The 25,253-nt window shown below is 71.9% G+C and carries 26 protein-coding genes and 1 pseudogene; 16 read left to right on the top strand and 11 right to left on the bottom strand.

Features of this window, described 5'->3' with window-relative positions:
* Window positions 1-24: 24 nt before the first annotated feature.
* Together ACIRU3_RS10350 and ACIRU3_RS10345 are read right to left on the bottom strand one after the other, a co-directional pair.
* A complete protein-coding gene (locus tag ACIRU3_RS10350; protein ID WP_404054182.1) occupies window positions 25-693 on the bottom strand; it encodes a nitroreductase in 669 nt (222 codons plus the stop codon).
* A gap of 418 nt (window positions 694-1,111) precedes the next feature.
* On the bottom strand, window positions 1,112-1,597 hold the full coding sequence (locus ACIRU3_RS10345) for a MarR family winged helix-turn-helix transcriptional regulator (protein ID WP_404054179.1): 486 nt from the start codon (window positions 1,595-1,597) through the stop codon (window positions 1,112-1,114).
* Between the two features lie 95 nt (window positions 1,598-1,692).
* Between ACIRU3_RS10345 and mmuM the strand changes: the two genes are divergently transcribed.
* Window positions 1,693-2,610, top strand: coding sequence for a homocysteine S-methyltransferase (gene mmuM, locus ACIRU3_RS10340; RefSeq protein WP_404054177.1), 918 nt, complete (start codon window positions 1,693-1,695; stop codon window positions 2,608-2,610).
* Between the two features lie 15 nt (window positions 2,611-2,625).
* On the opposite strand, the gene ACIRU3_RS10335 is transcribed toward mmuM, so the two are convergent.
* The 3 genes from ACIRU3_RS10335 to ACIRU3_RS10325 all read right to left on the bottom strand — a co-directional run bounded on the left by ACIRU3_RS10335 (window position 2,626) and on the right by ACIRU3_RS10325 (window position 5,175).
* On the bottom strand, window positions 2,626-4,194 hold the full coding sequence (locus ACIRU3_RS10335) for a carboxylesterase/lipase family protein (protein ID WP_404054448.1): 1,569 nt from the start codon (window positions 4,192-4,194) through the stop codon (window positions 2,626-2,628).
* A gap of 106 nt (window positions 4,195-4,300) precedes the next feature.
* Window positions 4,301-4,663: a DoxX family protein gene (locus ACIRU3_RS10330; RefSeq protein ID WP_404054446.1), complete on the bottom strand. Its 363-nt coding sequence runs from the start codon at window positions 4,661-4,663 to the stop codon at window positions 4,301-4,303.
* Window positions 4,660-5,175, bottom strand: coding sequence for a cupin domain-containing protein (locus ACIRU3_RS10325; RefSeq protein WP_404054175.1), 516 nt, complete (start codon window positions 5,173-5,175; stop codon window positions 4,660-4,662). The genes ACIRU3_RS10330 and ACIRU3_RS10325 overlap by 4 nt, the downstream gene beginning before the upstream one ends.
* Window positions 5,176-5,255: 80 nt before the next feature.
* On the opposite strand from ACIRU3_RS10325, the gene ACIRU3_RS10320 reads away from it, so the two are divergent.
* Entirely contained in the window at window positions 5,256-6,134 is an 879-nt protein-coding gene (locus ACIRU3_RS10320; RefSeq protein WP_404054172.1) for a LysR substrate-binding domain-containing protein, read from the top strand.
* Window positions 6,135-6,427: 293 nt separating this feature from the next.
* Here the strand turns inward: ACIRU3_RS10320 and ACIRU3_RS10315 are convergent, their stop codons facing one another.
* The 3 genes from ACIRU3_RS10315 to ACIRU3_RS10305 form a co-directional block, all read right to left on the bottom strand.
* A complete protein-coding gene (locus tag ACIRU3_RS10315; RefSeq protein ID WP_404054170.1) occupies window positions 6,428-6,706 on the bottom strand; it encodes a hypothetical protein in 279 nt (92 codons plus the stop codon).
* Window positions 6,703-7,566: an oxaloacetate decarboxylase gene (locus ACIRU3_RS10310; RefSeq protein WP_404054167.1), complete on the bottom strand. Its 864-nt coding sequence runs from the start codon at window positions 7,564-7,566 to the stop codon at window positions 6,703-6,705. The genes ACIRU3_RS10315 and ACIRU3_RS10310 overlap by 4 nt, the downstream gene beginning before the upstream one ends.
* A gap of 162 nt (window positions 7,567-7,728) precedes the next feature.
* On the bottom strand, window positions 7,729-8,379 hold the full coding sequence (locus ACIRU3_RS10305; protein ID WP_404054164.1) for a ThuA domain-containing protein: 651 nt from the start codon (window positions 8,377-8,379) through the stop codon (window positions 7,729-7,731).
* A 234-nt stretch (window positions 8,380-8,613) separates the two neighbouring features.
* Here ACIRU3_RS10305 and ACIRU3_RS10300 point away from each other — a divergent pair, with 234 nt between their 5' ends.
* The gene (locus ACIRU3_RS10300; RefSeq protein WP_404054161.1) at window positions 8,614-9,246 is read left to right on the top strand and encodes a VOC family protein; all 633 of its coding nucleotides are present in this window, start codon (window positions 8,614-8,616) and stop codon (window positions 9,244-9,246) included.
* A 220-nt stretch (window positions 9,247-9,466) separates the two neighbouring features.
* Window positions 9,467-9,865, top strand: a complete 399-nt coding sequence (locus tag ACIRU3_RS10295) for a VOC family protein (protein WP_404054443.1) — start codon at window positions 9,467-9,469, stop codon at window positions 9,863-9,865.
* Here the strand turns inward: ACIRU3_RS10295 and ACIRU3_RS10290 are convergent.
* Both ACIRU3_RS10290 and ACIRU3_RS10285 read right to left on the bottom strand, forming a co-directional pair.
* Window positions 9,860-10,534, bottom strand: a pseudogene (locus tag ACIRU3_RS10290) (helix-turn-helix domain-containing protein); the annotation flags it as partial. The gene ACIRU3_RS10295 and the pseudogene ACIRU3_RS10290 sit on opposite strands and share 6 nt — an antisense overlap.
* A 10-nt stretch (window positions 10,535-10,544) precedes the next feature.
* Complete coding sequence (locus ACIRU3_RS10285; protein WP_404054158.1) at window positions 10,545-11,483, bottom strand: AraC family transcriptional regulator; 939 nt, start codon at window positions 11,481-11,483, stop codon at window positions 10,545-10,547.
* 82 nt (window positions 11,484-11,565) lie between these two features.
* Between ACIRU3_RS10285 and ACIRU3_RS10280 the strand changes: the two genes are divergently transcribed.
* A complete protein-coding gene (locus ACIRU3_RS10280; protein ID WP_404054155.1) occupies window positions 11,566-12,411 on the top strand; it encodes an NmrA family NAD(P)-binding protein in 846 nt (281 codons plus the stop codon).
* A 30-nt stretch (window positions 12,412-12,441) separates the two neighbouring features.
* Here ACIRU3_RS10280 and ACIRU3_RS10275 read toward each other — a convergent pair whose 3' ends face one another.
* Window positions 12,442-13,605 (bottom strand): YihY/virulence factor BrkB family protein, encoded by a 1,164-nt coding sequence (locus ACIRU3_RS10275; protein WP_404054152.1) that lies wholly within the window; start codon window positions 13,603-13,605, stop codon window positions 12,442-12,444.
* Between the two features lie 129 nt (window positions 13,606-13,734).
* Between ACIRU3_RS10275 and ACIRU3_RS10270 the strand changes: the two genes are divergently transcribed.
* From ACIRU3_RS10270 to ACIRU3_RS10220, 11 genes are all read left to right on the top strand, one after another.
* Entirely contained in the window at window positions 13,735-15,372 is a 1,638-nt protein-coding gene (locus ACIRU3_RS10270) for an acyl-CoA dehydrogenase family protein (RefSeq protein WP_404054149.1), read from the top strand.
* Window positions 15,373-16,036: 664 nt separating this feature from the next.
* Window positions 16,037-17,311 carry a GAF domain-containing protein gene (locus tag ACIRU3_RS10265; RefSeq protein ID WP_404054146.1) on the top strand — a complete coding sequence of 425 codons (1,275 nt, stop codon included), beginning with the start codon at window positions 16,037-16,039 and terminating at the stop codon, window positions 17,309-17,311.
* 167 nt (window positions 17,312-17,478) lie between these two features.
* Entirely contained in the window at window positions 17,479-18,813 is a 1,335-nt protein-coding gene (locus ACIRU3_RS10260; protein ID WP_404054143.1) for a hypothetical protein, read from the top strand.
* Window positions 18,814-18,907: 94 nt separating this feature from the next.
* Window positions 18,908-19,480, top strand: a complete 573-nt coding sequence (locus ACIRU3_RS10255; protein WP_404054141.1) for a GNAT family N-acetyltransferase — start codon at window positions 18,908-18,910, stop codon at window positions 19,478-19,480.
* A gap of 127 nt (window positions 19,481-19,607) precedes the next feature.
* Window positions 19,608-19,691 carry a putative leader peptide gene (locus tag ACIRU3_RS10250; protein WP_309486338.1) on the top strand — a complete coding sequence of 28 codons (84 nt, stop codon included), beginning with the start codon at window positions 19,608-19,610 and terminating at the stop codon, window positions 19,689-19,691.
* A gap of 123 nt (window positions 19,692-19,814) precedes the next feature.
* Entirely contained in the window at window positions 19,815-21,512 is a 1,698-nt protein-coding gene (locus ACIRU3_RS10245) for a nitrite/sulfite reductase (protein WP_404054138.1), read from the top strand.
* Window positions 21,509-21,691: a hypothetical protein gene (locus ACIRU3_RS10240; RefSeq protein ID WP_404054135.1), complete on the top strand. Its 183-nt coding sequence runs from the start codon at window positions 21,509-21,511 to the stop codon at window positions 21,689-21,691. The genes ACIRU3_RS10245 and ACIRU3_RS10240 overlap by 4 nt, the downstream gene beginning before the upstream one ends.
* Window positions 21,688-22,398, top strand: coding sequence for a phosphoadenylyl-sulfate reductase (locus tag ACIRU3_RS10235; protein WP_404054133.1), 711 nt, complete (start codon window positions 21,688-21,690; stop codon window positions 22,396-22,398). Before ACIRU3_RS10240 ends, ACIRU3_RS10235 begins: the two co-directional genes overlap by 4 nt.
* 26 nt (window positions 22,399-22,424) lie before the next feature.
* A complete protein-coding gene (cysC, locus tag ACIRU3_RS10230) occupies window positions 22,425-22,961 on the top strand; it encodes an adenylyl-sulfate kinase (protein WP_404054130.1) in 537 nt (178 codons plus the stop codon).
* Window positions 22,958-23,902, top strand: coding sequence for a sulfate adenylyltransferase subunit CysD (gene cysD, locus ACIRU3_RS10225; protein WP_404054127.1), 945 nt, complete (start codon window positions 22,958-22,960; stop codon window positions 23,900-23,902). Before cysC ends, cysD begins: the two co-directional genes overlap by 4 nt.
* Window positions 23,903-23,904: 2 nt before the next feature.
* Entirely contained in the window at window positions 23,905-25,239 is a 1,335-nt protein-coding gene (locus tag ACIRU3_RS10220; RefSeq protein WP_404054124.1) for a sulfate adenylyltransferase subunit 1, read from the top strand.
* Window positions 25,240-25,253: the final 14 nt, after the last annotated feature.

The following is a 25,253-nucleotide window of genomic DNA, read 5'->3' as shown; positions in this document are numbered from 1 at the left end:
GGGGATTACGGACGGCGGATGGCGTCAGAGGCCGTCGACGAACGTGACCGTCTCGTCGAGCGGCGCCCGCCCCGTACGGGTGCGATCCATCGTGACGTCCTCGAACCCGATCGACATGCCGCAGAAGAGGACGAGCCCGTCCGGGGGCGACAGGACCTCCGCGACGGTCCTGTGGTACTTCGCCCACGCCATCTGCGTGCAGCTGTGCAGCCCTTCGGCACGGAGCAGCAGCATGACGGTCTGCAGATACATGCCCGCGTCGGACCACTGGGGCCGGCACATGTCGCGGTCGATGTAGCAGAACAGGGCGGCGGGCGCGCCGAAGCAGTCCCAGTTCGCGGATGCGGCCCTCTGGCGCGCCTCCAGGTCGTCGCGCGCGATACCGAGTGCGCCGTAGCGCTGCTCACCGAAGGCGGACCGGCGCTCGCGGTACGGGGACTTCAGCACGGGCGGGTACATCTCGTACTCGGGCTCGTCCCAGGGGTCACCCATGGCCAAGCGCTCGCCGGCGCGCTTCTTGAGTTCGGCCAGCGGCGGGCCGGTCAGCACGTAGGCGTGCCACGGCTGGAGGTTCGATCCGGACGGCGACCGGGCCGCGGCGGACAGCACGCGCTCCAGCACTTCCCTGGGGACGTGCCGGTCGGTGAACCCGCGCACCGCTCGTCGGCTCCAGACCGCCTCATAGACGTCCATGATCCGCCTTCCTGACTACTTAACACACTTACTACCTTCCCACTCACGACAGTATCAGTCAATACCATCTCGCGTTGAACCATCTCCGATGCACACCTCAGCCGCTGATTGCCCTCCTCGGGACAGAAGCCGGTCGCGGAAAGTCCACGGCCACGCCGTTCGAGCGCACCCCGGAGCGGTCCGCGGCGTGCAACTGCACGCGGGATGCTCGTCGAGGCGCAGGAGAGGGCGGATGCCCGCGGCGAGGCCCCTCCGTCCAGGGCACTCCGGCCGTCGTCGTCGCCGGGCATGGGGCGAAGGTCGCCGGACATGGGGCGAAGGTGGAGAAACACACCGCCGGGCCGGCCATGCGGCACGACAGCGGTGCGGTCGGCCCGGCCTCCGTCGACGACGGGGCCCGGACGCCGCGCGGGCGTGCTTACGCCTCACCCTCCGCGGGATGGGCGAACCGGGTCAGCAGATCCGTCAGCTTCTCGGGCTCCCCGGCCCCCAGTTCGGCCACCAGACGCTCGGCCAGCGGCTCGGCCGCCACATGGGCCGCGTCGAAAAGCTCGAGTCCCTGCGGCGTGATCTCCACCGCCCGCACCCGCCGGTCCCCCGGAACGGCTTTGCGTACGGCCAGCCCCTTGCGCTCCAGGTCGTCCACGACCCGCATGATGCCCGCCTTGTCCGTCCCCGTCGCCGCCGCAAGGTCCCGCTGCACCGTGGGCCCGCGGTCGACCAGCACGATCAGCACGGCGAAATGCCGCAACTCGACGCCGAGCGGCCGAAGCGCCTCCGTCATCACCGCGGCCGCGCGCCAGTGCGCACGGCGCAGCAGCAGACCGAGAGCGAAGGGCGAGGTGTCCCCAGGGCGGTCGGTCGCACGCGAGGCGGTGGTGTGGCGGGGAGCGTCGGCGGTCATGGGGTCACATTACAGCCACCCCATTCATTCGATACGGTATCGTCTGAAACTAAATGGAGGTACGCCGGTCCGCACGCTTGGACTAGCGTCGTGACATGAGCAGCGACACCTCCCCCAGCCTCGCCGAAGCCCTCGCCGCCGGGACGGTCGTGCTCGACGGCGGCATGTCCAACCAGCTCGCGGCGGCCGGGCACGACCTGAGCGACGAGCTGTGGTCGGCGCGCCTGCTCGCCGAGCGGCCCGAGGCGGTCACCGAGGCGCATCTCGCCTACTTCACGGCAGGCGCCGACGTGGCGATCACCGCCAGCTACCAGGCCACCTTCGAGGGCTTCGGCAGGCGTGGGATCGGCCACGAGGAGGCGGCGCGGCTGCTGGCTTCGAGCGTGGAACTGGCCCGCGCGGCGGCACGGCAGGCACGGCAGGCCGGGGCCTCGCGGCCGCTGTGGGTGGCGGCGTCGGTCGGGCCGTACGGAGCGATGCTCGCGGACGGCTCCGAGTACCGGGGCCGGTACGGGCTGAGCGTCGACGAGCTGGAGCGCTTCCACCGGCCGCGCCTGGAGGTCCTGGCCGCTGCCGCGCCGGACGTCCTCGCGCTGGAGACCGTCCCGGACGCCGACGAGGCGGCGGCGCTGGTGCGGGCGGTGCGCGGGCTGGGGGTGCCGGCCTGGCTCTCGTACACCGTCGACGGTCGGCGCACCCGTGCCGGGCAGCCCCTGGAGGAGGCCTTCGCGCTGGCCGCCGAGGCGGACGAGGTGATCGCCGTCGGGGTCAACTGCTGTGCTCCGCGGGATGTGGAGCACGCGGTCGGGGCAGCGGCCCGGGTGACGGGCAAGCCGGTCGTCGTCTACCCCAACAGCGGGGAGGCGTGGGACGCCGAGGCGCGTGCCTGGAACGGGCGGATCACGTTCAGCGCCGAGCAGGTCGAGGCGTGGCGGGATGCGGGGGCGCGGCTGATCGGCGGGTGCTGTCGGGTGGGGCCGGAGGCGATCGCCGCGATAGCGCGGGCGGTCTGAGCCCCGCCTTTTTCGTCAGCGGCGCCGCTCCCCCACGGAGCGGCGCAGGCGCCGTACCGCCGAGACGAGTTCGGCTCGGGGGGCCCGCGTGTCGGAGGCGGGGGTGGGTTCCGGGACGGTGGGAACGGCCGACCAGAGGGCGATCTCCGAATCCCTTGGGCCGTACGCGGTGTGCGGTGCACCGTCGTCGAAGATCCGTACCGGATGCGTGGCGTCCCAGGCCTGCCAGCCGGGATCCCCGGTCGCGGCGAACCGTACCCAGGCCGTGTGCATGGCGTCGCTCAGCTCCGGCGGGGCTCCCTCGCCGGCCAGCTTGGCGGACTCCGGGACGTCGCCGGTGTCGAAGACGAACCCGAGTTCCAGGGCGTGACAGGCGCCGAGGCCGGGGCGCCGCGACGGCCAGGCGAACTCGTAGAGGTACGAGGTCCCGGGGCGGGCGTCGGCCAGCCGGTGCAGCGGGACGCGCAGCAGGTGGTCGGTGACCATCTGGCCGACGATCTCGGCGGTGCCGGCGTCGGGGCGCAGGACGCGGTAGCCGCGCGGGACCTCGTGGCCGACGTGGCAGCGGGCCATGGCGCCGGCCAGGGCGACCGGGCCGAGCCGGTCGACGCGCTCCAGGAGTCCACCGGGCACCAGCCACAGCCGGTACTCGTCCCGGGTCCAGCCCATGAGCAGGTCGACGCCCTGGGCGGCCTCGCCGTCGATCAGAACCTGCAGCGGGTCGCGGGGTACGAGGTCTCCGTCGATGACGATGCCGAAGGCGGGCCCGCCCAGGACGGGGCTGCTCAGCCGTCCCACCTCGGCCTGGGTGCGCAGCAGCAGGTCCCGGTCGACGGCGGCGAAGGCCTCGGCGGTGGCAGGGATCTTCAGCCGGGTGGCCATGCGGCGCACCATGCGTCGTACCTTGGTGCGGTCCGAGGCTTCCGGTGGCCCGCTCTGCAGGATCGCGCGCCGGATCAGGCCCTGGCTCCGGGGCGTGGCGAGCAGGGCGCCGGTGCTGATCGAGCCGGCCGACTGTCCGCACAGGGTCACCTTGCCGGGGTCGCCGCCGAAGGCCTCGATGGTCTCGTGCACCCAGTGCAGGGCGGCGAGCTGGTCACGCAGACCGGGGTTGGGGGGCGTCTCCGGGAACAGTCCGTAGCCCTCCACGCCCAGCCGGTAGTTGACCGAGACGCAGACGACTCCGTCGCGGGCGAAGGTGCCTCCGTCGTAGACGGGCACGGCCGAGGATCCCCTGGTCAGGGCGCCGCCGTGCAGCCAGACGAGGACCGGGAGCCGGGCGCCGCGGCCCGGCTCGGGGGTCCATACGTTGAGGTTGAGACAGTCGTCGCCGGGGACGACCGGGTCGGACAGGTACTCGGCGAACGCCTCGGAGTACGGCGGTTTCGGCGCGGTCGGCCCGAAGGCTCCGGCGTCGCGCACCCCGTCCCAGGGCTCGGGGGGCTCGGGCGGCCGGAACCGCCGGGGACCGAAGGGCGGGGCGGCGTAGGGAATGCCCCGGAACACCGCGATGCCTCGCTCGTACCGGCCGCGTACGGTCCCGTCGGGCGTCCTGACCACGGGGCCGGTCCGGTCTGCCGCCATCGCCCACCAGCCCTTCGCCGTGTCGTGCACCGTTCACATCAGAGCACCACATGACGCGGATGTTTTCCGGTGCACAGACCCCGTGCTGGTCCGTTCGGGCGACGCGTCACAGCCATGTCGTGGCCGGCCAGACGGTCACGGCCGCACCGAGCAGGAGCGTGACGTTGAGGGCGATCCGACGGTCTCCGCGGCTCAGGTGAACCCTGGTCGCGCCGATCTGCAGGACGACGAACCCGATGGCCGCCGCCAGGGCCAGCCAGGGCGCCGTGCCGGTCAGCGGCGGAAGGATCAGCCCGATCGAGCCGAGTACTTCGATCACCCCGATGGCCCGGACGGCCGGCATCGGGGTGCTGTCCACCCAGGCCATCATCGGCCGGAGACGGTCACGGCTGCGGACCACCTTCACCCCGCCCCCGTAGAGGTAGAAGAGAGCGAGCAGGCCGGCGGCGATCCAGTAGGCGACGTTCAGCACTTCCCTGCGTCCCTCCGGGCGAAGTCGGTGGCGGGCTCGGTGGCGTAGCCGCTCATCGCCCGGATGTTCGCCTGTGCAGTCAGCGGCCGGCCGCCGGCGATCATGTCCCGCAGGTCTCGGAAGTACTGCACGTACAGGTCCGGGGTGAACGTGCTGAGCATGACGGCCGGCCGGTCGGTCACGTTGGCGAAGGTGTGCGGGGCTCCGGGCGGGACCATGACGAGCGTTCCCGCGGTCGCGTCGTGGTCCTTGTCCCCGACCGTGAACCGCACCGTGCCGGAGATGATGTAGAAACCCTCGTCGTGCTGGGCGTGGCGGTGTTGCGGCGGTCCGGGCGTGTGCGGTGCGAGGACGGACTCGGCAAGCCCGAGGCGGTGCCCGGTGTTGCTGCCGTCTTCGAGGACGCGCAGGCGCGTGGTCCCCAGAACGATCGTCTCGCCCTCGCCCGGACCGACCACCGATACGGCGGGGTCGGCGGCCGGCTCACGGGTCTTCGGTTCGTCAGTCATGCTTCGATTGCAGGGCCGGGGCACTGCGACTGTCCAAGACCCGTCCTGTGGCCTCGATACCGTACGGGTATCGTCGCAGCATGGAGCTACGCACGCTGCGGTATTTCGTGGCGGTCGCCGAGGAACTCCACTTCGGCCGGGCCGCCGCCCGGCTGCACATGAGTCAGCCGCCGCTGAGCCGGGCGATCAGACAGCTGGAGTCCGAGGCCGGCGCCGCGCTGTTCGACCGTTCGTCCGCCGGTGTCACGCTCACTCCCGTGGGGGCGGTGCTGCTCGGCGAGGCCCGCGCCCTGCTCGACCAGGCCGACCGGCTGCGCGTACGCGTGGCCGCGGCGGCCGGCGCCTCGGCCCTCACCGTCGGCCTCCTGGGTGACAGCACCGACCCGGGCGTGACCCGGCTGGCCGGCGCCTACCGCCGACGGCACCCGCATGTCGAGGTCCGCATCCGTGAGACCGACCTGACCGATCCCACCTGCGGGCTGCACGCCGGACTGGTCGACGTCGCCCTGACCCGCGGCCCGTTCGACGAGACCGGTCTGACGGTGCACGAGCTGCGCACCGACCCGGTGGGCGCACTGCTGCGCGCCGACGATCCGCTGGCCCGCCACGACCGCCTGAAGCTGGCCGACCTGGCCGACCGCCGCTGGTTTCTGTTCCCGGAGGGCACCGACCCCGTCTGGCAGTCGTACTGGAACGGCGGGGAGCCTCGCGAGGGTCCGGTGGTGCGCGCCGTCCAGGAATGCCGGCAAGCCGTTCTGTGGAACGGCACGGTCGGCATGACTCTCGTGGACCACGAGCCGGGAGAGGGGCTCACCGTGGTGCCGCTGATCGACATGCCGCCCAGCCGCGTGCTGGCGGCATGGAACCAGGGCGACACGAATCCGTTGATCCGCTCGTTCGTCCGGATCGCGGCCGCCGCCTACCGCGACCGAGCACGTCACCGGCGGCACCGGGCATGATCGGTACGACATCTGCGCAGCCCACATCGCCACTCTGTCCCGAGTCTCGAAAACCCCACCTGTCACCGTCCCGTGAATTCCCATGTCTTCACGCCGTGTTGACGCACACCTGTCGCAGGAAGCACTTTCTGCGTGATCGGTGAGCAGACCGCGGAAACAGCGCCGGCCGCAACTTCGGTGGCCCGAGGGCGGGTCGGAGAGGCGGGTTCCTCATGGTCCGTGCGGGGAGTGCGAGCGCGACGGCCGGACACCTCCCGCACGGGGTGCCCGGCCGTCGGCCCGTCTTTCTCTCCTCAGTCGTCCCCGTCCTTGTCGTCAGCCCCGAAGATGGCCTCGACCACGTCCACGGCACTGCCGTCGTGGTCGCTGCCCGCGGTGCCGCTGCCGGTCTGGACGTTGGCCGTACGGTCGATCTCGACGACCGCGTCCCTTTCCGAGTTGTCGGTGCCGGTCTCCGATGCGTCGATCAGGGTGATCAGGCCCGAGTCGGCGGCCGCGGCTGCGGCACCGGCCCCGAGGAGCGCCATGGCGAGCACCAAGGCCGCCCCGAGCCGGGTCAGGACAGCCCTCACACGACCACGCCCTCGGGCTGCTGCCGGTCACGGGCGATGTTGCGCTCCAGCAGGCTGGTCGACGCCTTCACACCGACCCCGCTGGCCGGGTCCACCTGCGGCAGCCGGCCGTCGGCCGCCTTCAGCCCGGAGAGCGCCGAGTCCATCGCCTCGTGCGCGGCGAACAGACAGGGAGTGCTGTAGATCGCGACGTCGACGCCCATGTCCGACAGCTCACCGAGCGACAGACGGGGCGACTTGCCGCCGGCGATCTGGTTGAACAGCAGCGGCTTGTCCCCGACGACCTCACGGATGCGCTTGATCCACTCGACGCTGCGCACCCCGTCGACCAGGACCACGTCGGCGCCGGTCGCGGCAAGCCGCTCGGCACGGTGCAGGATGTCCTGCTCGTCGGTGGCGTCCGTGCGGGCGACGACCACCAGGTCCTGGCGGACGGCCAGGACCTTCTCCAGTTTCTCCAGGTACTCGTCCAGCGGCAGCACCTGTTTGCCGTCGGCGTGACCGCAGCGGCGGGGCCGCTTCTGGTCCTCCAGGATCACCCCGGAGGCGCCGATCCGCTCCAGTCCCTCGACGACGTGACAGGCGACCTCGGGGTCGACGTACCCGTCGTCGATGTCCACCAGCAGATGGTGATGCGGGAACGCGCCCCGCAGCCGCTGGACGAAGGCCACCATGTCCGGCCAGGCGATGAAGCCGATGTCCGGCAGTCCGTAGTACGAGGCCGCGAAGCCGAAGCCCGAGACGAACATCCCGTCGTAGTGCTTGGCCGCGATCGAGGCCGAGTACATGTCGTACACGCCGATCAGCGGTGTGGTCCCGGGCCCGGCGATGCGCTCGCGCAGCTTTTTCCCGTAAGTCAAGGTCCGGCTCCTCCTGTGGGTGGGTGACGCGGGGCAAGGGGGTTGCGCCACCGCGTCTCGACGCCCTTTGCCAAGACAAGAGCATCTCTAGGTATGCCCGTGACCTGCGCCCTACGCCAGCTTTACTCACCCCAATGGCGGAACGGGTTCACCGCAGAAACGTCACTCGGACAGCCGCACCGCCCAGGCGATCCCACCGCCGAGGTGAGCCGTGAAATCCGCGTCGCGGTAGGCGTCGGCGGCGTGTCCGAGGCCCGTGTAGAACACCCGTCCGCTCCCCTTCCGCCGACACCAGGCCAGCGGATGGTCGGTCCCCATCCCGCCGCCCTCGTACGACGCCTCGTCGGCCCGCAGCAGCACGCGCACCCGGCCGCGCGGGCTGGACCGGAAGTCGTACCACTCGTCCGTGAACTCCCAGACGGGGGGCAGGTGCCGGGTCGCGGGATGGCCCGGGTCCTCCACGACCACCTTGCCGGGCTGGTACTCCGGATGCCGCTCGAAGCGGGCACCGAGGAGTTCGCCGTAGTACGGCCACCCGTACTCGGTACAGGCCGCCGCATGCACCCCGACGAAGCCGCCACCCGACTCGACGTATTCGGCGAGCCGTTCACGTCCGGCGGGTGTCAGCACGTCACCGCTGGTGGAGAGGAAGACGACGGCCGCGAATCCGCCCAGCGGGCGCTCCGGATCGGCGGCGTCCTCGCTGTGCTCGACGGTGAACTCCCCCAGCCCGCGTATGGCGTCGACGGCGTCCGGAATGGAGTCGTGGCGGTAGTCGGTGGTGCGGGTGTAGACGAGGAGGCGAGGAGTCATGTGAGCGAGTTTCGAGGTTCCTCGGACGATCCGGGAGGCCGCGTTGCGGGACCATTGGGCGGGAGGGAGGCGTACACCGAGGGCGGAGCCTGTCCCGAAGTCGCCTTCCACCCCAGCGCCATCCACATCCGCGACTCCACGACCCCCACCGCCCCACCACACCGTCACCCCCTCCGCCTGGAGCGCCTTCCTCAAGCTGCCCAACAACCTCTGCGGGCGGTAGCCTCCCGCGGAATGAAGCCCATTCCACCGCTGCTTGACCATCTGGTCCTCGCCACGCCCGATCTGGCCGCGACCGTCGCCGAGTTCGCCCGGCGGACCGGTGTGACGCCCGCCCCCGGCGGGGTGCATGTCGGGCTTGGCACGCGGAACTACCTGGTCTCGTTGGGCGGGAGGAGCTACCTGGAGATCATCGGGCCGGATCCGGAGCAGCCGGAGCCGGTGGAGCTGCGGCCGTTCGGGGTCGACCGGCTGGCCGGTCCGCGGACGGTGACCTGGGCGATCTGTCCGCCCGATCTGGAGGGGGCGGTCGCGTCCGCCCATGCGCGTGGCTACGATCCCGGGCCCATCCACCCGATGAGCCGCCGCACACCCGACGGCACGTTGCTGGAGTGGCGGCTGACCGACAGCGGGAGCGGGCCCCCTGCCGGACCGGTCCCGTTTCTCATCGACTGGGGCGAGTCACTGCACCCGGCGGCCTCGGGGCTGCCCGTCACCCCGCTGCTCGAGGTGACGGCCACGGTGCCCGACCCGGACGAGGTCCGGCCCCTGCTGACGGCACTGGGCACCGAACTCGTTCTGGACGAGGGGCCGTTCGGCTTCTCCTTCACCGTGGAGACGTCTCGGGGGCCGGTGACGTTCGGCTGAGCCCTCAGAACACGCGGTGGTCCGTGGACACCCGGTCGTGGATCTCGCGCAGCCAGGGCTCCCGGACGGCTGGGAGCCGGCCGGCGTGTGCACGAACAAGACCCCCCTCTCTCCCGGATCATTACGCCGGTGGAAAGACTGGTGCAACCGCTGGTCCGCCCGGGCCGCCGTGTCCGATTCCTTCAAGACCGGGTGACCGGCCCCTGCCTACGGTGCACCCATGACTCCACGATTCGCCGTGATCGGCGTGGTGGCCTCCGACCTGGCTGCCTCGCTCGCCTTCTACCGTCGCCTCGGACTGGTCTTCCCGGACGGGGCCGAGGAGCAGCCGCATGTCGAGGCCGAGTTGCCCGGAGGGCTGGTGCTCGCGCTGGACACCGAGGAGACCGTCCGGTCGTTCCACTCCGGGTGGCGGGCGCCCGTCGGCGGGGGCCGGGTCGGGCTCGCCTTCCGGTGCGGCTCGCCGGCCGAGGTCGACGCCGTGTACGAGGATCTGGTGGGCGCCGGCCACCACGGGGAACTGAAGCCGTGGGACGCCTTCTGGGGTCAGCGGTACGCCACCGTGCACGACCCCGACGGCAACGGCGTCGACCTGTTCGCGCCGCTGGCCACGGAGTAGCTCTCGGAGCGTCGTTCCCGCCAACTCCCGTACGTCACGTGCGAGATGTGGTTGGTCCGCGTATCCGGCCCGGGCCGCGGTCTCGGCGTAGGGCACGCCGGAGCGGGCCAGGGCCAGGGCGCGTTGCAGGCGCAGGATGCGGGCCAGGGTCTTGGGGCCGTACCCGAACGCGGTCAGGCAGCGGCGGTGCAACTGGCGGGCTCCGATGTCGAGTTCGCCGGCGGTCGCGGCCACCGGGCGGCCCGCGTCCAGGCACTCCACGAGCCGGTGCAGCAGCGGATCCGGGGCTGTCGTCCGTCCGGCCCGGTCCAGGGCGATGTCCTCCAGGGCCGTGGCCGGATCGGGTGCCGCGGCGATGCGCCCGCGCAGCCTGCGGACCCGGTCGGCGGGCCACAGGTCGGCCAACTCGACGCGGGCGTCGCGCAGTTCGTGGGCGGGCACGCCGAGCAGGGCGGGCGCGGTGCCGGGGAAGAAGCGGATGCCCGCCCAGGCGCGGGGCGGGCCCCCGGGGACGTACGCGCGGGTGTCGGGTCCGGCGACCAGCAGCCGGCCCTCGCTGAACAGCAGGTCCATGCAGCCGTCGGGCAGCACCGGCCGGTCCGCGGGATCCTCCGGGGTGCGCCGCCACACCACCGCGCCGGTCAGCCGGGACGGCCGCTCCTCGTACACGTACGCCAGGCTACGCCGCCCGCGCGCGGTGCTCCTGGGGGCTGACCCCGTACACCCGCTTGAAGGCGCTGGACAGAGCGAAGGCACTGCCGTAGCCGACCCGGCGGGCGATGGCGGCGAGGGTGTCCTCGGTGTCGCGGAGCCGGTCGGCGGCCAGAGCGAGGCGCCAGGCGGTGAGGTAGGCCATCGGGGGCTCGCCGACCAGTTCGGTGAAGCGGCGGGCCAGGGCAGCCCGGGACACCCCCGCCTTGGCGGCGAGCGTGGACACCGTCCAGGGGTGGGCCGGATCGTCCTGGATCAGGCGCAGGGCGCGGCCGACGACCGGGTCGCCGAGGGCCCGGTACCAGGCGGGTGCGGCCGCGTCGGGGCGGGAGAACCAGGCCCGCAGCGCGCTGATGACCAGCAGGTCGAGCAGGCGGTCCAGGACGACCTCCTGGCCGGGTTCGTCGCGGACGACCTCCTCCATGAGCAGCGGGGTGAGCGGGCACTGCCACACCTGGGCCGGGAGGGTCAGCAGCGGCGGCAGGGCGTCCAGCAGGCGGCCGCTGATCTCGCCCTGCATCAGATAGGTGCCGATCAGCATCACGGTCGGGGCGTCCGGGCGGTCGCCCCAGGTGCGCACGCCGAGGTCCATCGAGCCGTTCAGGGCGCTGCCGTCGGGGTAGCGGCACTCGCCACCGGGCAGGATCAGCGCCTGCGGGGCGGTGCCGGGGGTGTCGCCACAGGTGTACGGGGCGGGGCCGCGCGCGATCGCCAGGTCGCCGGGACGCAGCCGCACCTGCTCGCCGTCGCCGTCGGGGGTGATCCAGGCGTCGCCGCGCGCCATCAGCATCACCGTCAGCGGGGCGCGGTCCTCCACGCGCACCGCCCAGGGCGGCTCGAAGCAGGCGCGGATCATGAAGGCGCCGCGCGCGCGTGGGCCGTCAAGCAGGCCTGCGAGAGCGTCCATGGGGGTCAGCGTAGACGCGCGCGCATGGGAGTGAGCCGTTCGACGATGGTCCCTTGCCCTGGGCCGCAGTTGACTGGCGGACATGACACAGAACACGGGCAGTGCACAGGGGTCGACGGTGGTGGTGACCGGCGCGTCCGGCCGTACGGGCAGCCGGGTCGCCGAGGCCGCGCGGGCGGCGGGGATGACGGTCCGGGCGGCGTCGCGGACGCAGGGCTTCGACTGGCGGGACCGGTCGACATGGGCTCAGGTGCTGCGCGGCGCCGACGCGGCCTACCTGGTGTACCCCTCGGACGTGGGGGCGCCGGAGGCGGCCGAAGCGGTCGGCCACCTGGCGCGCGAGGCCGTCCGGCAGGAGGTGCGGCGGCTGGTGCTGCTGTCGGCGCGGGGCGAGGAACAGGCGCTGCCCACCGAGGAGGCGCTGCGCGGGTCGGGGGCGGACTGGACGGTCGTACGGGCCGCCTGGTTCGCGCAGAACTTCAGCGAGGGCCCGCTGGTGGCGGAGCTGCGGGAGTATGGGGAGCTGGTGTTTCCGGGCGGGGCGGTGCGGGAGCCGTTCGTCGACGTGCGGGACATCGCGGACGTGGTGGTGGCGGCGCTCACGGACGGGGACCGGTACGCCGGGCAGGTGCTGGAGGTCTCCGGGCCGCGGCTGCTGACCTTCGGCGAGGCGGTCGCCGAGATCGCCGCGGTGACGGGGCGCGAGCTGTCGTACCGGGCGGTGCCGGCACCCCGGTACGGCGAGCGGCTGGCCGGCTTCGGGGTGCCGCGCGAGGAGGCGGACTACCTGGTGGACCTCTTCGGATCCCTGCTCGACGGCCGTAACGCCCACCTGTCGGACGGTGTACGGCAGGTGCTGGGCCGCGAGCCGCGGGACTTCGGTGACTTCGTCCGGGAGGCCGCGGGGGCCGGGGTGTGGAAGGGCTGAGGCAGCGGGGCGGGTGCGCCCCGGCCCCCCTCACTTCCCGTGCGGTGGCGCGTCCCCGTTGACCCCGTGCGCCTTGTGCGTGTGGTGCGGGTTCTTCGCGTGGGTGCGCAGACGGGCCGTGACGTCCTCGGGGGGCAGGAAGCGGGACCAGCGCTCGGGGAACTCGGAGGGCATGTCGGGGTCGTCGGGGTCGGACTCCCGGGCCGCGGCGGCGCGGGCGACGTACTCGGCGACCTGGGCCTCGCGCACCCGCTCGTTGGCCGCGCGGGCGGCGGCCGTGGCGGCGGCCGGCCAGACCCGGTCGATGGCGGCGTTCACCGCCGCGCCGACGAGCACGGCGAAGGCCGACACGCCGATCCACAGGAGGACGGCCACGGCGGCCGCGAGGGAGCCGTAGATCGTGGCGCCCTCGATGGTGTTGGTGAGGTAGATCCGCAGGAGGAAGCTGCCGAGGACCCACATGGCGAGCGCGACCAGGGCTCCGGGCACGTCCTCGATCCACGGCGAGCGGACGGGCACGGACACGTGGTAGAGGGTCGTCAGGAAGACGATGGACAGGACGATGACGACCGGCCAGTACAGGACCTGGACGGCCGTCTCCGACCAGGGCACGAACCGCACCACCGCGTCCGGTCCTGCCACCATCAGCGGCAGCGCGACCGAGCCGATCAGCAGGGCCACGATGAACAGCAGGAAGGCCATGATCCGGGTCTTGACGATGCCGCGGACGCCGTCGAGGCCGTACATGACGGTGATCGTGTCGATGAAGACGTTCACCGCGCGGGAGCCCGACCACAGGGCGAACAGGAAGCCGATGGAGATGACGTCCGGCCGGCCGCCCCTCATCACGTCGTGCAGGATCGGCTCGGCGATCTCCTTCACGCCCTTGTCCGACAGGACCGTGCGGGACGCCTCCAGGATGTTGTTCTCCAGGCTCCGGATGGTGTCCGCGCCGGTCCAGGCATCCACGTAGCCGAGAAGCCCGATGAGGCTCAGCAGCAGGGGCGGCACGGACAGCAGCGTGAAGAACGCCGCCTCGGCCGCCAGGCCCAGGATGCGGTACTCCATGCAGGAGTTGACGGTGTCCTTGAGCAGCAGCCAGACCGTCCTGCGCTTGGAGACGTTCCGATAGAGGGCTCTGGCCCGGTGGAGTCGGCCGGCGGGCCGCTCGGGGGTTTCACTTCCTGGCTGCACGACCTAACGGTATCCGCCGTACGGGACCGCCCTCACCTTCCGGGGCCCGTGGCCGGGAACGGCGCGCCCGCGGGGGTCCTGTGCGACTCTGGAGGCCCCGTCGCCGCCATCCCGGGTAGGTTCGCAATCATGGCAGGCAACTCCACCCACACCGTGACGAACCAGCCGCCTTGGCTGGTGGGATACGACCTCTTCACCGCCGACCGGGCCCTCATGGAGGCGGTCGAGCGGCACACCGGTCCTGGCGTGCTGGACGAAGTGCGCGACGAGTTGTCCGCGCTGGGCCGGGCCGCGGGTTCGGCGCAGGTGCAGGAGTGGGGGGTGCAGGCCAACGAGCACCCGCCGCGGCTGCGCACGCACGACCGGTACGGCCACCGGATCGACGAGGTCGAGTTCCACCCGGCCTGGCACCGGCTGCTCGGCAAGGGCGTCTCGGCGGGGCTGACCAGCGCCTGGACCCGGCCGTCCGGGCATGTGCGCAGGGCGGCCGCGTTCCTGGTCTGGACCCAGGTCGAGGCAGGGAACTGCTGCCCGCTGTCGATGACCCACGCGGCCGTGCCCGCGCTTCGGACCGACCCCGCGCTCGCCGCCGAGTGGGAGCCCCGGCTGACGTCCACGATCTACGAACGCGGACTGCGGCCCGCCGCGCAGAAGCCCGGCGCCCTCTTCGGCATGGGCATGACTGAGAAACAGGGCGGCAGCGACGTACGGGCGAACACCACCGAGGCCCGGCCGCTCGCCGAGGCCGGGACGTACGTGCTGACCGGGCACAAGTGGTTCTGTTCGGCGCCGATGTCGGACGGCTTCCTGGTCCTGGCCCAGGCCCCGGGCGGGATCACCTGCTTCCTCGTCCCGCGCGTGCTCGCCGACGGCGCCCGCAATGTGTTCCTCGTCCAGCGGCTCAAGGACAAACTGGGCAACCGGTCCAACGCCTCCGCCGAGGTCGAGTTCGACGGGACATGGGCGCAGCGGGTCGGCGACGAGGGGCGTGGGGTGCGCACCATCATCGAGATGGTCGCCGCGACCCGGCTGGACTGCGCGCTCGGCTCGGCCGGGCTGATGCGGCAGGCGGTGGCGCAGGCCGTCCACCACTGCGACCACCGGGAGGCGTTCGGCGGGAAGCTGATCGACAAGCCGCTGATGCGCAATGTGCTGGCCGACCTCGCGCTGGAGTCCGAGGCCGCGACCGCGCTGACCCTGAGGCTCGCGGCCGCCTACGACGACGGCGGCGAGCAGGCGCGCGCCTTCCTGCGTCTCGCGGTGCCGGCCGCCAAGTACTGGATCACCAAGCGGTGCGCGCCGGTGGTGGTGGAGGCTGCCGAGTGCCTGGGCGGCAACGGGTACGTCGAGGAGTCGGGGATGCCCCGGCTGGTGCGCGAGTCGCCGCTGAACTCCGTCTGGGAGGGCGCCGGAAACGTGCAGGCGCTGGATGTGCTGCGGGCACTGCAGCGCGAGCCGGGCGCGCTGGACGCCTGCCTCACCGAGATCGGGCAGGCGCACGGCGCCGACCACCGGCTGGACCGGGCGGTGAAGGACCTGTTCACCGAACTCGCCGACCTGGACGGCATCGAGGGCCGGGCCAGGCGAGTGGCGGAGCGCCTCGCCCTCGTACTCCAGGGGTCCCTCCTGGTGCGGCACGCCCCGCCGGAGACCGCCGACGCCTTCTGCGCCTCCCGCTTCGGCGCCGACCGGGGCACGGCCTTCGGCACCCTGCCGACGGCGCTGGACCTCACATCAGTGGTGGAACGGGCCCGCCCAGTGTCCTGAGACGCCTCACCCGAAGGGGCGCGGGGATCTGCGCGACCAGCCAGACACCACCGCCATGACACCCACAACGCGGCACAGGCCACGATCTTCCGCCCAATGGGGCGCGAGGAACTGCGCGACCAGCCACACACAACCGCCGCGCGCCACCCCACACCAGACCGCACCCCCCGACGCACCGGTCCTGACACCGACACCGGCAACACACCCGCCCGGTGTCACCCAATGCCGCCGCAACCAGCACAGGCCACGATGTCCCGGCCGAAGCCGCGCAGCGCATGTGCAATTCCACCGCGCAGGGGCACTCAGCCACCATGGACCCGCAGACGCCGATACGCCTCAGACCGCATCCCCCTGTCGCGGATGCGCCGCCGCCCGGAGGGGGTGGTGCTGCGCCGACACGGCACCACCCCCGCCTCATGGGCCCGTTCGAGGCCACGAACGCCGCTCGAAGGCGGCGTCGTCGTCAAGTCTCAGCCACCCTCGTGCGATTCACCAGGGTTGCAGGGGGTTGCAACTTGTTGGTGACAGTGCACGGACTCTGTGCCTCCGGCATGCGCCAAACGGCAGTATGTGAGGAACAGCCGGACCGGAAACCGCCCCCGGGACGACTTGACAAGCCTGTTCGATTGCCCCTTCCGGGAGGACCCCAGTGGTGAACCCGCCGATGAACGTGGCGCGCCTGGTCGCCGTGGACGCGGCGCAGGCGGCGCGGGTGCTGAGCGAGCTGCGCGAGGCCACACTCGCCGGACAACGTGGGCGGATCGCGCCCCGGCCGGTGATCGAGCAGTCCTGGGGGCGGATGCTGCGCAGAGGGGTCGATCCCGACCACGACTTCAGATCCAGCCCGCTGCCCGCCGACGAGGTGCGGCGCAGACGGGACGAGTCACCGTTGCGGCACATCATGCCGGTGCTGCGCCAGGGTCTGCTTTCGGTCGCGGACGTCGCCCAGCACATCATGGTCGTCGCGGACGGCGAGGGCCGCGTGCTGTGGCGGGAGGGATCCGCGCCGGTGCTGCGCAAGGCCGACGGACTCGGCTTCGAACTCGGCGCGGACTGGCGCGAAGACGTCGTCGGCACCAACGGCGTGGGCACCCCCGCGGTCGTCCGGCGGCCCGTGCAGGTCTTCGCCGCCGAGCACTTCGTCCGCTCGCACGCCTCCTGGACCTGCACGGGCGCCCCGATCACCGACCCCAGGGACGGCCGCCTCATCGGAGTGGTGGACGTGAGCGGCCCGCTGGAGACCATGCATCCGGCGACCCTCGCGTGGGTGGACTCGGTGGCCAAACTCGCCGAGGCCCGGCTGCGGGAGCTGCACCTGGCCTCGCTGGAGCGACTGCGCGCGGTGGCCGCGCCGGTACTGGCCCGGCTGGACGGAAGGGCGCTGGTGGTGGACCGGGACGGCTGGACGGCGACCGTGACCGGGATGCCGTACCTGCGGCGCCTTGCGCTGCCCAAGTCCCTGACGCCGGGCCGCCGGTGGCTGCCCGCGCTCGGCACCTGCGCGGTGGAGCCGCTGGCCGGGGGCTGGCTGCTGCGGGTGGCCGACGAACCGCTGCCGACCGGCGCCACCCGGATCCTGCTGGACCTGAGCCGGCCGGGTCACACCTCGGTGACCGTGGCCCGCGCGACAGGCACCTGGTCCCGCGAACTCAGCCCCCGGCACGCCGAGTTGCTCTATCTGCTCGCCGAACACCGGTCCGGTCGGGGTGCGGCCGGCCTCGCCGAGGACTTGTTCGGCGACCCCTCCAGAACCGTGACCGTAAGGGCGGAAATGTCCAGAATTCGCCGGTATCTCGGAGACCTTCTGCAACATCGGCCGTATCGTTTCTGCGAGGAGACGGAGATCGAGGTGCTCCTCCCTGACAACCCCCGTGACCTGCTCCCCCAGTCGACGGCACCCGCCGTGGCACGGCGCAGGGCGCAGCCGGGCGCCGACTGACGGGCCGCGTTCCCCGCGGGCACCCTTCGGGCGGGTGTCTTCCGCATATTTGCGGGTCTTGGGGGTACGGCGCCCGTTACTGCCGTAGCATCCCTGTGGGCCTCCCCACCTGCTCCTTGGTCAACGCACGGACCACCAGGCGCAGTTGGCCCGCCCCGGGAGGAAACATGAAGCATCGCGGCAGACATCGCCGGCGCAGGCGGGGCGCGGCCCTGCGCGCGGTCCTCACCGGGACCGCGCTGGCGCTCACCGCGGCCGCCACACTGATCAGCGCCTCACAGGCCACGGTCCCCGACAGCCCCGGCGCGCTCAAGCCGATGACCTCCCCGGCGGACACCCGCCCGCTGCGGCTCCAGGAGCACCTCGTGCCCGCCCGCACGCTGAACCGGCTCGCCACCTCCATGGGCCGGCCGGTCGGCGTGGACGCCGTACTCAAGAGCGCCGACCGTACGCTGCGCGTGGGCGCCGACTGCAGTTCCGACGACCGCGCGTCCCTGCCCGTCTCCCCGGCCGCCACCCGCGCCTACTGCTGGGACCGGGCCGATGCGGCCACGGGCGCCTGGCGGCCGGCCTCGGTGACCACGTCGGGGGACGCCGACGACGACGGCGTCTGGGGCGCCCACCGGGTGATCCTCACCGGCTGGACCCACAGCACCACCACCGGGCCCGCCGCCGAGCGGGGCCTGGCCAGGGTCGCCTTCGTCGACGCCGACGACCCCGGCCGCCCGGTCTACCGCTGGGTGCTCCTGGTGGTGCCCGTCGACGGCGGCCGCGACTACCGCGCACTGGCCTCCCGTATCTCCGGCATGGTCTGGTACCAGGACAAGCTCCTGGTCACCACCACGACCGGCAGTGCCGACGCGCTCCATGTCTACGACCTCGACCGCATCCAGCGCACCACGGTGGGCACCACCGCGATCGGCCGGGTGCCCGGCGGCTGGTCGGCCGACGGCTACCGGTACGTGATGCCCGCCGTCGGCTCCTACCGCTTCGCCGCCGGCCGCTGCACCGCCGCCGGCCCGCCCTGCACCGCAGCCCTCTCCCTGGACCGCGGCACGGCACCCGACAGCCTGGTCGCCGGTGAGCGGACCGCCCCCGGCAGCGACCGGCGCGCCCGGCTGTGGCGGTACGCGTTCAGCACCGACCCCGCACGCAGCGGCCTGCTCGCCACCGGCACCGCCGGGCGGGTGGACGCCATCGAGTCCTACCGGACCCGGGCGGCCGGGATCCGGGGCGTGCTGTCGTACCGGCGGGCCGGGGCCGCGGGATCGTCCTGGTATGTGGGACGCGTGTCCGGCTCCGTGGACGGCCACGGCGGACTGTGGCGGCAGGACACGAAGGGTGCGAAGGCGGCACGGTGCGGCTCGGACGCCTCACACCGCTGCTGGGCCGCGTCCGCGGGCTCCCTGTCCTACTGGCAGGAGACGGGCGAGGTGTGGTCCCTGTCGGACCGGATGCTGTTCGCGGTGCCCCTGGCGGTGCTCGACCGTTCGCTGAGCTGAGCGATGGGCGGGCGGACCGTACGGCCGTCGCGGCGGCGGCCGGGGTGACCTGGGCGATCGACAGACGGCCGGACGGGATGATTCCCTGGCCCGCATGAGCAGCGCGCCCGTCACCACCTGGTCCCTGGAACAGACCTCGCCGGCCGATCTCCTGCCGGCCGCCGCCCCCGAGGGCGACGTCCGCATCGTCCGCGCCGAGGTCCCCTCCCCCGAGTTCAGCCGCTACCTGTACGCCTCGGTCGGCGGCGACATCCGCTGGACGGACCGGCTCGGCTGGACCTATGCCCGGTGGCAGGAACACCTGGACCGTCCCGGTGTGGAGAGCTGGGTGGCCTACGACCGCGGCACCCCCGCCGGATACGTCGAGCTGGAGCCACAGGACGACGGCGTGGTCGAGATCGTCTACTTCGGCCTGGTCCCCGCCTTCCGCGGCCGCCGCATCGGCGGCCATCTGCTCGCGTCCGGCACGGCCCGCGCCTGGGACCTGGGCGAGCGGTGGCCCGAGCGGACGCCGACGAAGCGGGTGTGGCTGCACACGTGCAGCAAGGACGGCGAGTTCGCCATGGACAACTACCTGCGGCGGGGGTTCAAGCTGTTCGACACGAAGGTCGAGGAGGAGGCCGAGGTACCCACGCCCGGCCCCTGGCCCGGGGCCCACCTCGCCTGACCTGCCGGGACAAGCTCTCGCGCAGCGCGTGTGACCGACGACACCCTTGTTCCACATCTCGGGACAAGGGTGTCCGCATGATGGACAAAGCTGGACTGTGTCCAGATCTCCGTGCCACGCTTCCGTCATGTCTGGAACTGGAATTGCCTTGGTGAGTCGGCGGCACGTCGACCTCGGCCGCATGTCCAGCGCCATCTGTCCGGCGAGCTGACCGCCCCAGCACTGCCGACTTCCCGTACTTGTTTCCTGCTGCGCAAGGACGCGCACGCATGCCCGCGTGCGCGCGCATGCGCAGGTCAGAGCCGCTTTCCGCCTGTCCGAAGGACGTAGAACCATGGCCGCCACCCCGCAGAATCCCGCTGCGTCCGCGCCCCGCCGCAAGGTGAGCCGTCACCGCGGTGAGGGTCAGTGGGCCGCGGGTCACTTCACCCCGCTCAACGGCAACGAACAGTTCAAGAAGGACGATGACGGTCTCAATGTGCGGACACGCATTGAGACGATCTACTCCAGGCGCGGCTTCGACTCCATCGACCCGAACGACCTGCGCGGCCGGATGCGCTGGTGGGGGCTGTACACCCAGCGTCGTCCCGGGATCGACGGCGGCAAGACCGCCATCCTGGAGCCGGAGGAGCTGGACGACAAGTACTTCATGCTGCGGGTGCGGATCGACGGCGGGCGGCTGTCGACGGACCAGCTGCGGGTCATCGGCGAGATCTCGCAGGAGTTCGCGCGGGGCACGGCGGACGTCACCGACCGGCAGAACATCCAGCTGCACTGGATCCGGATCGAGGACGTGCCGGCGATCTGGGACCGGCTGGAGGCGGTCGGCCTGTCCACCACCGAGGCCTGCGGCGACACGCCCCGTGTGATCCTCGGGTCGCCGGTCGCCGGCATCGCCGCGGACGAGATCATCGACGGCACCCCGGCCGTCGACGAGATCCACCGCCGGATCATCGGCAACCCGGCATTCTCGAACCTGCCCCGCAAGTTCAAGTCCGCGATCTCCGGCTCGCCGCTGCTGGACGTGGCGCACGAGATCAACGACGTCGCGTTCGTCGGCGTCGACCACCCCGAGCACGGCCCCGGCTTCGACCTGTGGGTCGGCGGCGGCCTGTCCACCAACCCGAAGATCGGCGTCCGGCTCGGCGCCTGGGTCCCGCTGGACGAGGTCGCGGACGTCTACGAGGGTGTCATCTCGATCTTCCGCGACTACGGCTACCGGCGCCTGCGCACCCGCGCCCGGCTGAAGTTCCTGGTCGCCGACTGGGGCGCGGAGAAGTTCCGTCAGGTACTGGAGGACGAGTACCTCGGGCGCAAGCTGGTCGACGGTCCGGCGCCCGCGCAGCCCGTGGAGCGCTGGCGCGACCACGTCGGTGTGCACCGGCAGCAGGACGGGCGGTTCTACGTCGGTTTCGCACCGCGTGTCGGCCGGGTCGACGGCGCCCTGCTGGCCAAGATCGCCGACCTCGCCGAGGGACACGGCTCGGGCCGGGTCCGCACCACCGTCGAGCAGAAGATGATCGTGCTCGACGTCGAGGAGGCACAGGTCGAGTCCCTGGTGGCCGGTCTCGAGGCGCTGGACCTCAGCGTCAGCCCGTCGCCGTTCCGGCGCGGCACCATGGCCTGCACCGGCATCGAGTACTGCAAGCTCGCCATCGTGGAGACCAAGGCACGCGGCATCTCCCTGATCGACGAACTGGAGCGCCGCATCCCGGACTTCGACGAGCCGATCACCATCAACATCAACGGCTGCCCGAACGCCTGCGCCCGTATCCAGGTGGCGGACATCGGCCTCAAGGGCCAGCTGGTCGTGGACGACGACGGCAACCAGGTCGAGGGCTTCCAGGTGCACCTCGGCGGCGCGCTCGGCCTGGAGCCGGGCTTCGGCCGCAAGGTCCGCGGCCTGAAGGTCACCTCGGAGGAGCTGCCCGACTACGTCGAGCGCGTCCTCAAGCGCTACCAGGCCGAGCGCGAGGCCGGCGAGCGGTTCGCCACGTGGGCCGCGCGGGCCTCCGAGGAGGCGCTGTCGTGAGCGAGCGGGCCGCGCCCTTCTACTGCCCCTACTGCGGTGACGAGGACCTGCGTCCGAGCGAGCAGGGCCACGGCGCCTGGGAGTGCGGGGCGTGCAACCGCGCATTCCAGCTGAAGTTCCTCGGGCTGCTCTCCCGGGGTCTTCAGCGAGCCGACAACGGAGGGGACGACCGGATATGACGACGGCTCAGGAAGAGCGTACGAGCGAGGAGCTGAAGCGGCTCGCCGAACAGGCGGGCCGTGACCTGGAGGACGCCACCGCGCTGGAGATCCTCCGGTGGGCGGTGGACACGTTCGGCAAGGGCTTCTGCGTCACCTCCTCCATGGAGGACGCCGTGGTCGCCCATCTGGCCTCCCGGGTGCAGAAGGGCGTGGACGTCGTCTTCCTCGACACCGGCTACCACTTCCCGGAGACCATCGGCACCCGGGACGCCGTGGAGGCCGTGATGGACGTCAACGTCATCACCCTGACACCGCGGCAGACGGTCGCCGAGCAGGACGCGGAGTACGGCCCGAAGCTGCACGACCGCAACCCCGACCTGTGCTGCACGCTGCGCAAGGTCCAGCCCCTCGAAGCGGGCCTGAAGGGCTACCGGGCGTGGGCGACCGGCCTGCGCCGCGACGAGTCCCCGACCCGGGCGAACACCCCGGTGGTCGGCTGGGACGAGAAGCGGCAGAAGGTCAAGATCTCCCCGATCGCCCGCTGGACCCAGGACGACGTGGACGCCTACGTCGCCGAACACGGCGTACTGACCAACCCGTTGCTGATGGACGGCTACGCCTCCATCGGCTGCGCCCCGTGCACCCGCCGGGTCCTGGAGGGCGAGGACGCGCGGGCCGGCCGCTGGGCGGGCCGGGGCAAGACCGAGTGCGGACTGCACGGATGACGGACGACCAGACACAGGAGAACCACGTGACCACCGGAGCCACCGTCTGGCTCACGGGTCTGCCGAGCGCCGGCAAGACCACCATCGCGTACGAGCTGGCCGGCCGGCTGCGGGCCGAGGGCCACCGCGTCGAGGTGCTCGACGGCGACGAGATCCGCGAGTTCATCTCGGCGGGCCTCGGCTTCAGCCGCGAGGACCGCCACACCAACGTGCAGCGCATCGGCTTCCTCGCCGAACTGCTGGCCCGCAACGGCATCAAGGCGCTCGTCCCGGTGATCGCGCCGTACGCGGACAGCCGCAAGGCGGTGCGGGGGCGGCACGAGGAGAACGGGACCTCGTACGTGGAGATCCACGTGGCGACCCCGGTCGAGGTGTGCTCGGTGCGGGACGTGAAGGGGCTGTACGCCAAGCAGGCCGCCGGCGAGCTGTCGGGCCTCACGGGGGTCGACGACCCCTACGAGGAGCCAGAGACGCCCGACCTGCGGATCGAATCGCAGCACCAGACCGTGCAGGAGTCCGCGGCTTCCGTGTTCGCCCTGCTCAGCGAGAGGGGACTGGCATGACGACCGTCGCCAAGGTCACGGACGGCGACGAGGGGACGGACAGCCCGTACGCCCTCTCGCATCTGGACTCGCTGGAGTCCGAGGCGGTGCACATCTTCCGCGAGGTGGCGGGCGAGTTCGAGAACCCGGTGATCCTGTTCTCCGGCGGCAAGGACTCCATCGTCATGCTGCACCTCGCGCTGAAGGCGTTCGCCCCGGCCTCGATCCCCTTCTCGCTGCTCCATGTGGACACAGGACACAACTTCCCCGAGGTCCTGGAGTACCGGGACCGTGTGGTGGCCGCACATGGGCTGCGCCTCCATGTGGCCTCCGTACAGGACTACATCGACCGCGGTGTGCTCAAGGAACGCCCCGACGGCACCCGCAACCCGCTGCAGACGCTTCCGCTGACCGAGAAGATCCAGAGCGAGAAGTTCGACGCCGTCTTCGGCGGCGGCCGGCGCGACGAGGAGAAGGCGCGGGCCAAGGAGCGGGTGTTCTCCCTGCGGGACGAGTTCTCCCAGTGGGACCCGCGCCGCCAGCGCCCCGAACTCTGGAACCTGTACAACGGCCGGCACGCCCCCGGCGAGCACGTCCGCGTCTTCCCGCTGTCCAACTGGACTGAGCTGGACGTCTGGCAGTACATCGCCCGCGAGGAGATCGACCTGCCGCAGATCTACTTCGCGCACGAGCGCGAGGTGTTCCAGCGGGCCGGGATGTGGCTGACGGCCGGCGAGTGGGGCGGGCCCAAGGAGAGCGAGACCGTCGAGAAGCGACAGGTCCGCTATCGCACCGTCGGCGACATGTCGTGCACGGGTGCCGTCGACTCCGACGCGACCACCCTGGACGCCGTCATCACCGAGATCGCCGCCTCCCGGCTCACCGAGCGCGGCGCCACCCGCGCCGACGACAAGATCTCCGAGGCCGCGATGGAAGACCGCAAGCGCGAGGGGTACTTCTAGCCATGAGCACGACCACGACCGAGACGCTCTCGGCCACCACCCTGCTGCGGTTCGCCACCGCCGGCTCCGTCGACGACGGCAAGTCCACCCTCGTCGGACGGCTGCTGCACGACTCCAAGTCGGTCCTCACCGACCAGCTGGAGGCCGTGGAGCGGGCGTCCGCGAGCCGCGGCCAGGACGGCCCGGACCTCGCGCTGCTCACCGACGGCCTGCGCGCCGAGCGCGAACAGGGCATCACCATCGACGTGGCCTACCGCTACTTCGCCACACCCCGCCGCCGCTTCATCCTCGCCGACACACCCGGCCATGTGCAGTACACCCGCAACATGGTGACGGGTGCCTCCACGGCCGAGCTGACGGTGATCCTGGTCGACGCCCGCAACGGCGTGGTCGAGCAGACCCGCCGGCACGCGGCGATCGCCGCGCTGCTGCGCGTCCCGCACGCGGTTCTCGCCGTCAACAAGATGGACCTCGTCGACTACCGGGAGTCCGTCTTCGCCGCGATCGCCGAGGAGTTCACGGCGTACGCGACCGAACTGGGCGTCCCCGAGGTCACCGCGATCCCGATCTCGGCGCTCGCCGGCGACAACGTGGTGGAGCCGTCCGCGAACATGGACTGGTACGGCGGCCCGACCGTCCTGGAGCACCTGGAGACCGTCCCGGTCAGCCATGACCTGGCGCACTGCCACGCCCGGCTGCCCGTGCAGTACGTGATCCGGCCGCAGACCGCCGAGCACCCGGACTACCGGGGCTACGCGGGCCAGATCGCGGCCGGTACGTTCCGGGTGGGCGAACAGGTCACGGTCCTGCCGTCCGGCCGTACGTCGACGGTCTCCGGCATCGACCTGCTGGGCGAGCCGGTCGACGTGGCCTGGACGACACAGTCGGTGACCGTGCTGCTGGCGGACGACATCGACGTCTCGCGCGGCGATCTGATCGTGCCGACCAAGGACGCGCCGGCCACCACGCAGGATGTGGAGGCGACCGTCTGCCACGTCGCCGACCAGCCGCTGACGGTCGGGCACCGGGTGCTGCTCAAGCACGGCACCCGCACGGTCAAGGCGATCGTCAGGGACATCCCGTCCCGGCTCACGCTCGACGACCTGTCCCTGCATCCGCACCCGGGACAGCTCGTCGCCAACGACATCGGCCGGGTGAAGATCCGCACCGCCGAGCCGCTGCCGGTCGACTCCTACGCCGACTCGCGCCGCACCGGCTCCTTCATCCTGATCGACCCGAGCGACGGCACCACGCTCACCGCGGGCATGGTCGGCGAGTCGTTCGCGGCCCCCGAACCGGTCAAGGACGAGTCCGAAGACGACGGTTGGGACTTCTGAGATGAACTCCGACG

Origin of the sequence: Streptomyces sp. NPDC101151 (assembly GCF_044768335.1) — a bacterium.
Lineage (GTDB): Bacteria > Actinomycetota > Actinomycetes > Streptomycetales > Streptomycetaceae > Streptomyces.
The sequence above is the reverse complement of the archived record's forward strand: the minus strand, read 5'-3'. Positions and strand labels throughout refer to the sequence as shown.

Excerpts from the sequence above, each read along its gene's own strand:
- cysD (WP_404054127.1), top strand. The coding sequence starts at position 22,958 with ATGACGACCGTCGCCAAGGTCACGGACGGCGACGAGGGGACGGACAGC.
- ACIRU3_RS10350 (WP_404054182.1), bottom strand. The coding sequence starts at position 693 with ATGGACGTCTATGAGGCGGTCTGGAGCCGACGAGCGGTGCGCGGGTTC.
- ACIRU3_RS10300 (WP_404054161.1), top strand. The coding sequence starts at position 8,614 with ATGAAGCCCATTCCACCGCTGCTTGACCATCTGGTCCTCGCCACGCCC.
- ACIRU3_RS10325 (WP_404054175.1), bottom strand. The coding sequence starts at position 5,175 with ATGACTGACGAACCGAAGACCCGTGAGCCGGCCGCCGACCCCGCCGTA.
- ACIRU3_RS10235 (WP_404054133.1), top strand. The coding sequence starts at position 21,688 with ATGACGACGGCTCAGGAAGAGCGTACGAGCGAGGAGCTGAAGCGGCTC.
- ACIRU3_RS10305 (WP_404054164.1), bottom strand. The coding sequence starts at position 8,379 with ATGACTCCTCGCCTCCTCGTCTACACCCGCACCACCGACTACCGCCAC.
- ACIRU3_RS10250 (WP_309486338.1), top strand. The coding sequence starts at position 19,608 with ATGTCTGGAACTGGAATTGCCTTGGTGAGTCGGCGGCACGTCGACCTC.
- ACIRU3_RS10260 (WP_404054143.1), top strand. The coding sequence starts at position 17,479 with ATGAAGCATCGCGGCAGACATCGCCGGCGCAGGCGGGGCGCGGCCCTG.
- ACIRU3_RS10335 (WP_404054448.1), bottom strand. The coding sequence starts at position 4,194 with ATGGCGGCAGACCGGACCGGCCCCGTGGTCAGGACGCCCGACGGGACC.
- ACIRU3_RS10295 (WP_404054443.1), top strand. The coding sequence starts at position 9,467 with ATGACTCCACGATTCGCCGTGATCGGCGTGGTGGCCTCCGACCTGGCT.
- ACIRU3_RS10285 (WP_404054158.1), bottom strand. The coding sequence starts at position 11,483 with ATGGACGCTCTCGCAGGCCTGCTTGACGGCCCACGCGCGCGCGGCGCC.
- ACIRU3_RS10255 (WP_404054141.1), top strand. The coding sequence starts at position 18,908 with ATGAGCAGCGCGCCCGTCACCACCTGGTCCCTGGAACAGACCTCGCCG.
- ACIRU3_RS10245 (WP_404054138.1), top strand. The coding sequence starts at position 19,815 with ATGGCCGCCACCCCGCAGAATCCCGCTGCGTCCGCGCCCCGCCGCAAG.
- ACIRU3_RS10320 (WP_404054172.1), top strand. The coding sequence starts at position 5,256 with ATGGAGCTACGCACGCTGCGGTATTTCGTGGCGGTCGCCGAGGAACTC.
- ACIRU3_RS10270 (WP_404054149.1), top strand. The coding sequence starts at position 13,735 with ATGGCAGGCAACTCCACCCACACCGTGACGAACCAGCCGCCTTGGCTG.
- ACIRU3_RS10220 (WP_404054124.1), top strand. The coding sequence starts at position 23,905 with ATGAGCACGACCACGACCGAGACGCTCTCGGCCACCACCCTGCTGCGG.
- ACIRU3_RS10345 (WP_404054179.1), bottom strand. The coding sequence starts at position 1,597 with ATGACCGCCGACGCTCCCCGCCACACCACCGCCTCGCGTGCGACCGAC.
- ACIRU3_RS10265 (WP_404054146.1), top strand. The coding sequence starts at position 16,037 with ATGAACGTGGCGCGCCTGGTCGCCGTGGACGCGGCGCAGGCGGCGCGG.
- ACIRU3_RS10280 (WP_404054155.1), top strand. The coding sequence starts at position 11,566 with ATGACACAGAACACGGGCAGTGCACAGGGGTCGACGGTGGTGGTGACC.
- mmuM (WP_404054177.1), top strand. The coding sequence starts at position 1,693 with ATGAGCAGCGACACCTCCCCCAGCCTCGCCGAAGCCCTCGCCGCCGGG.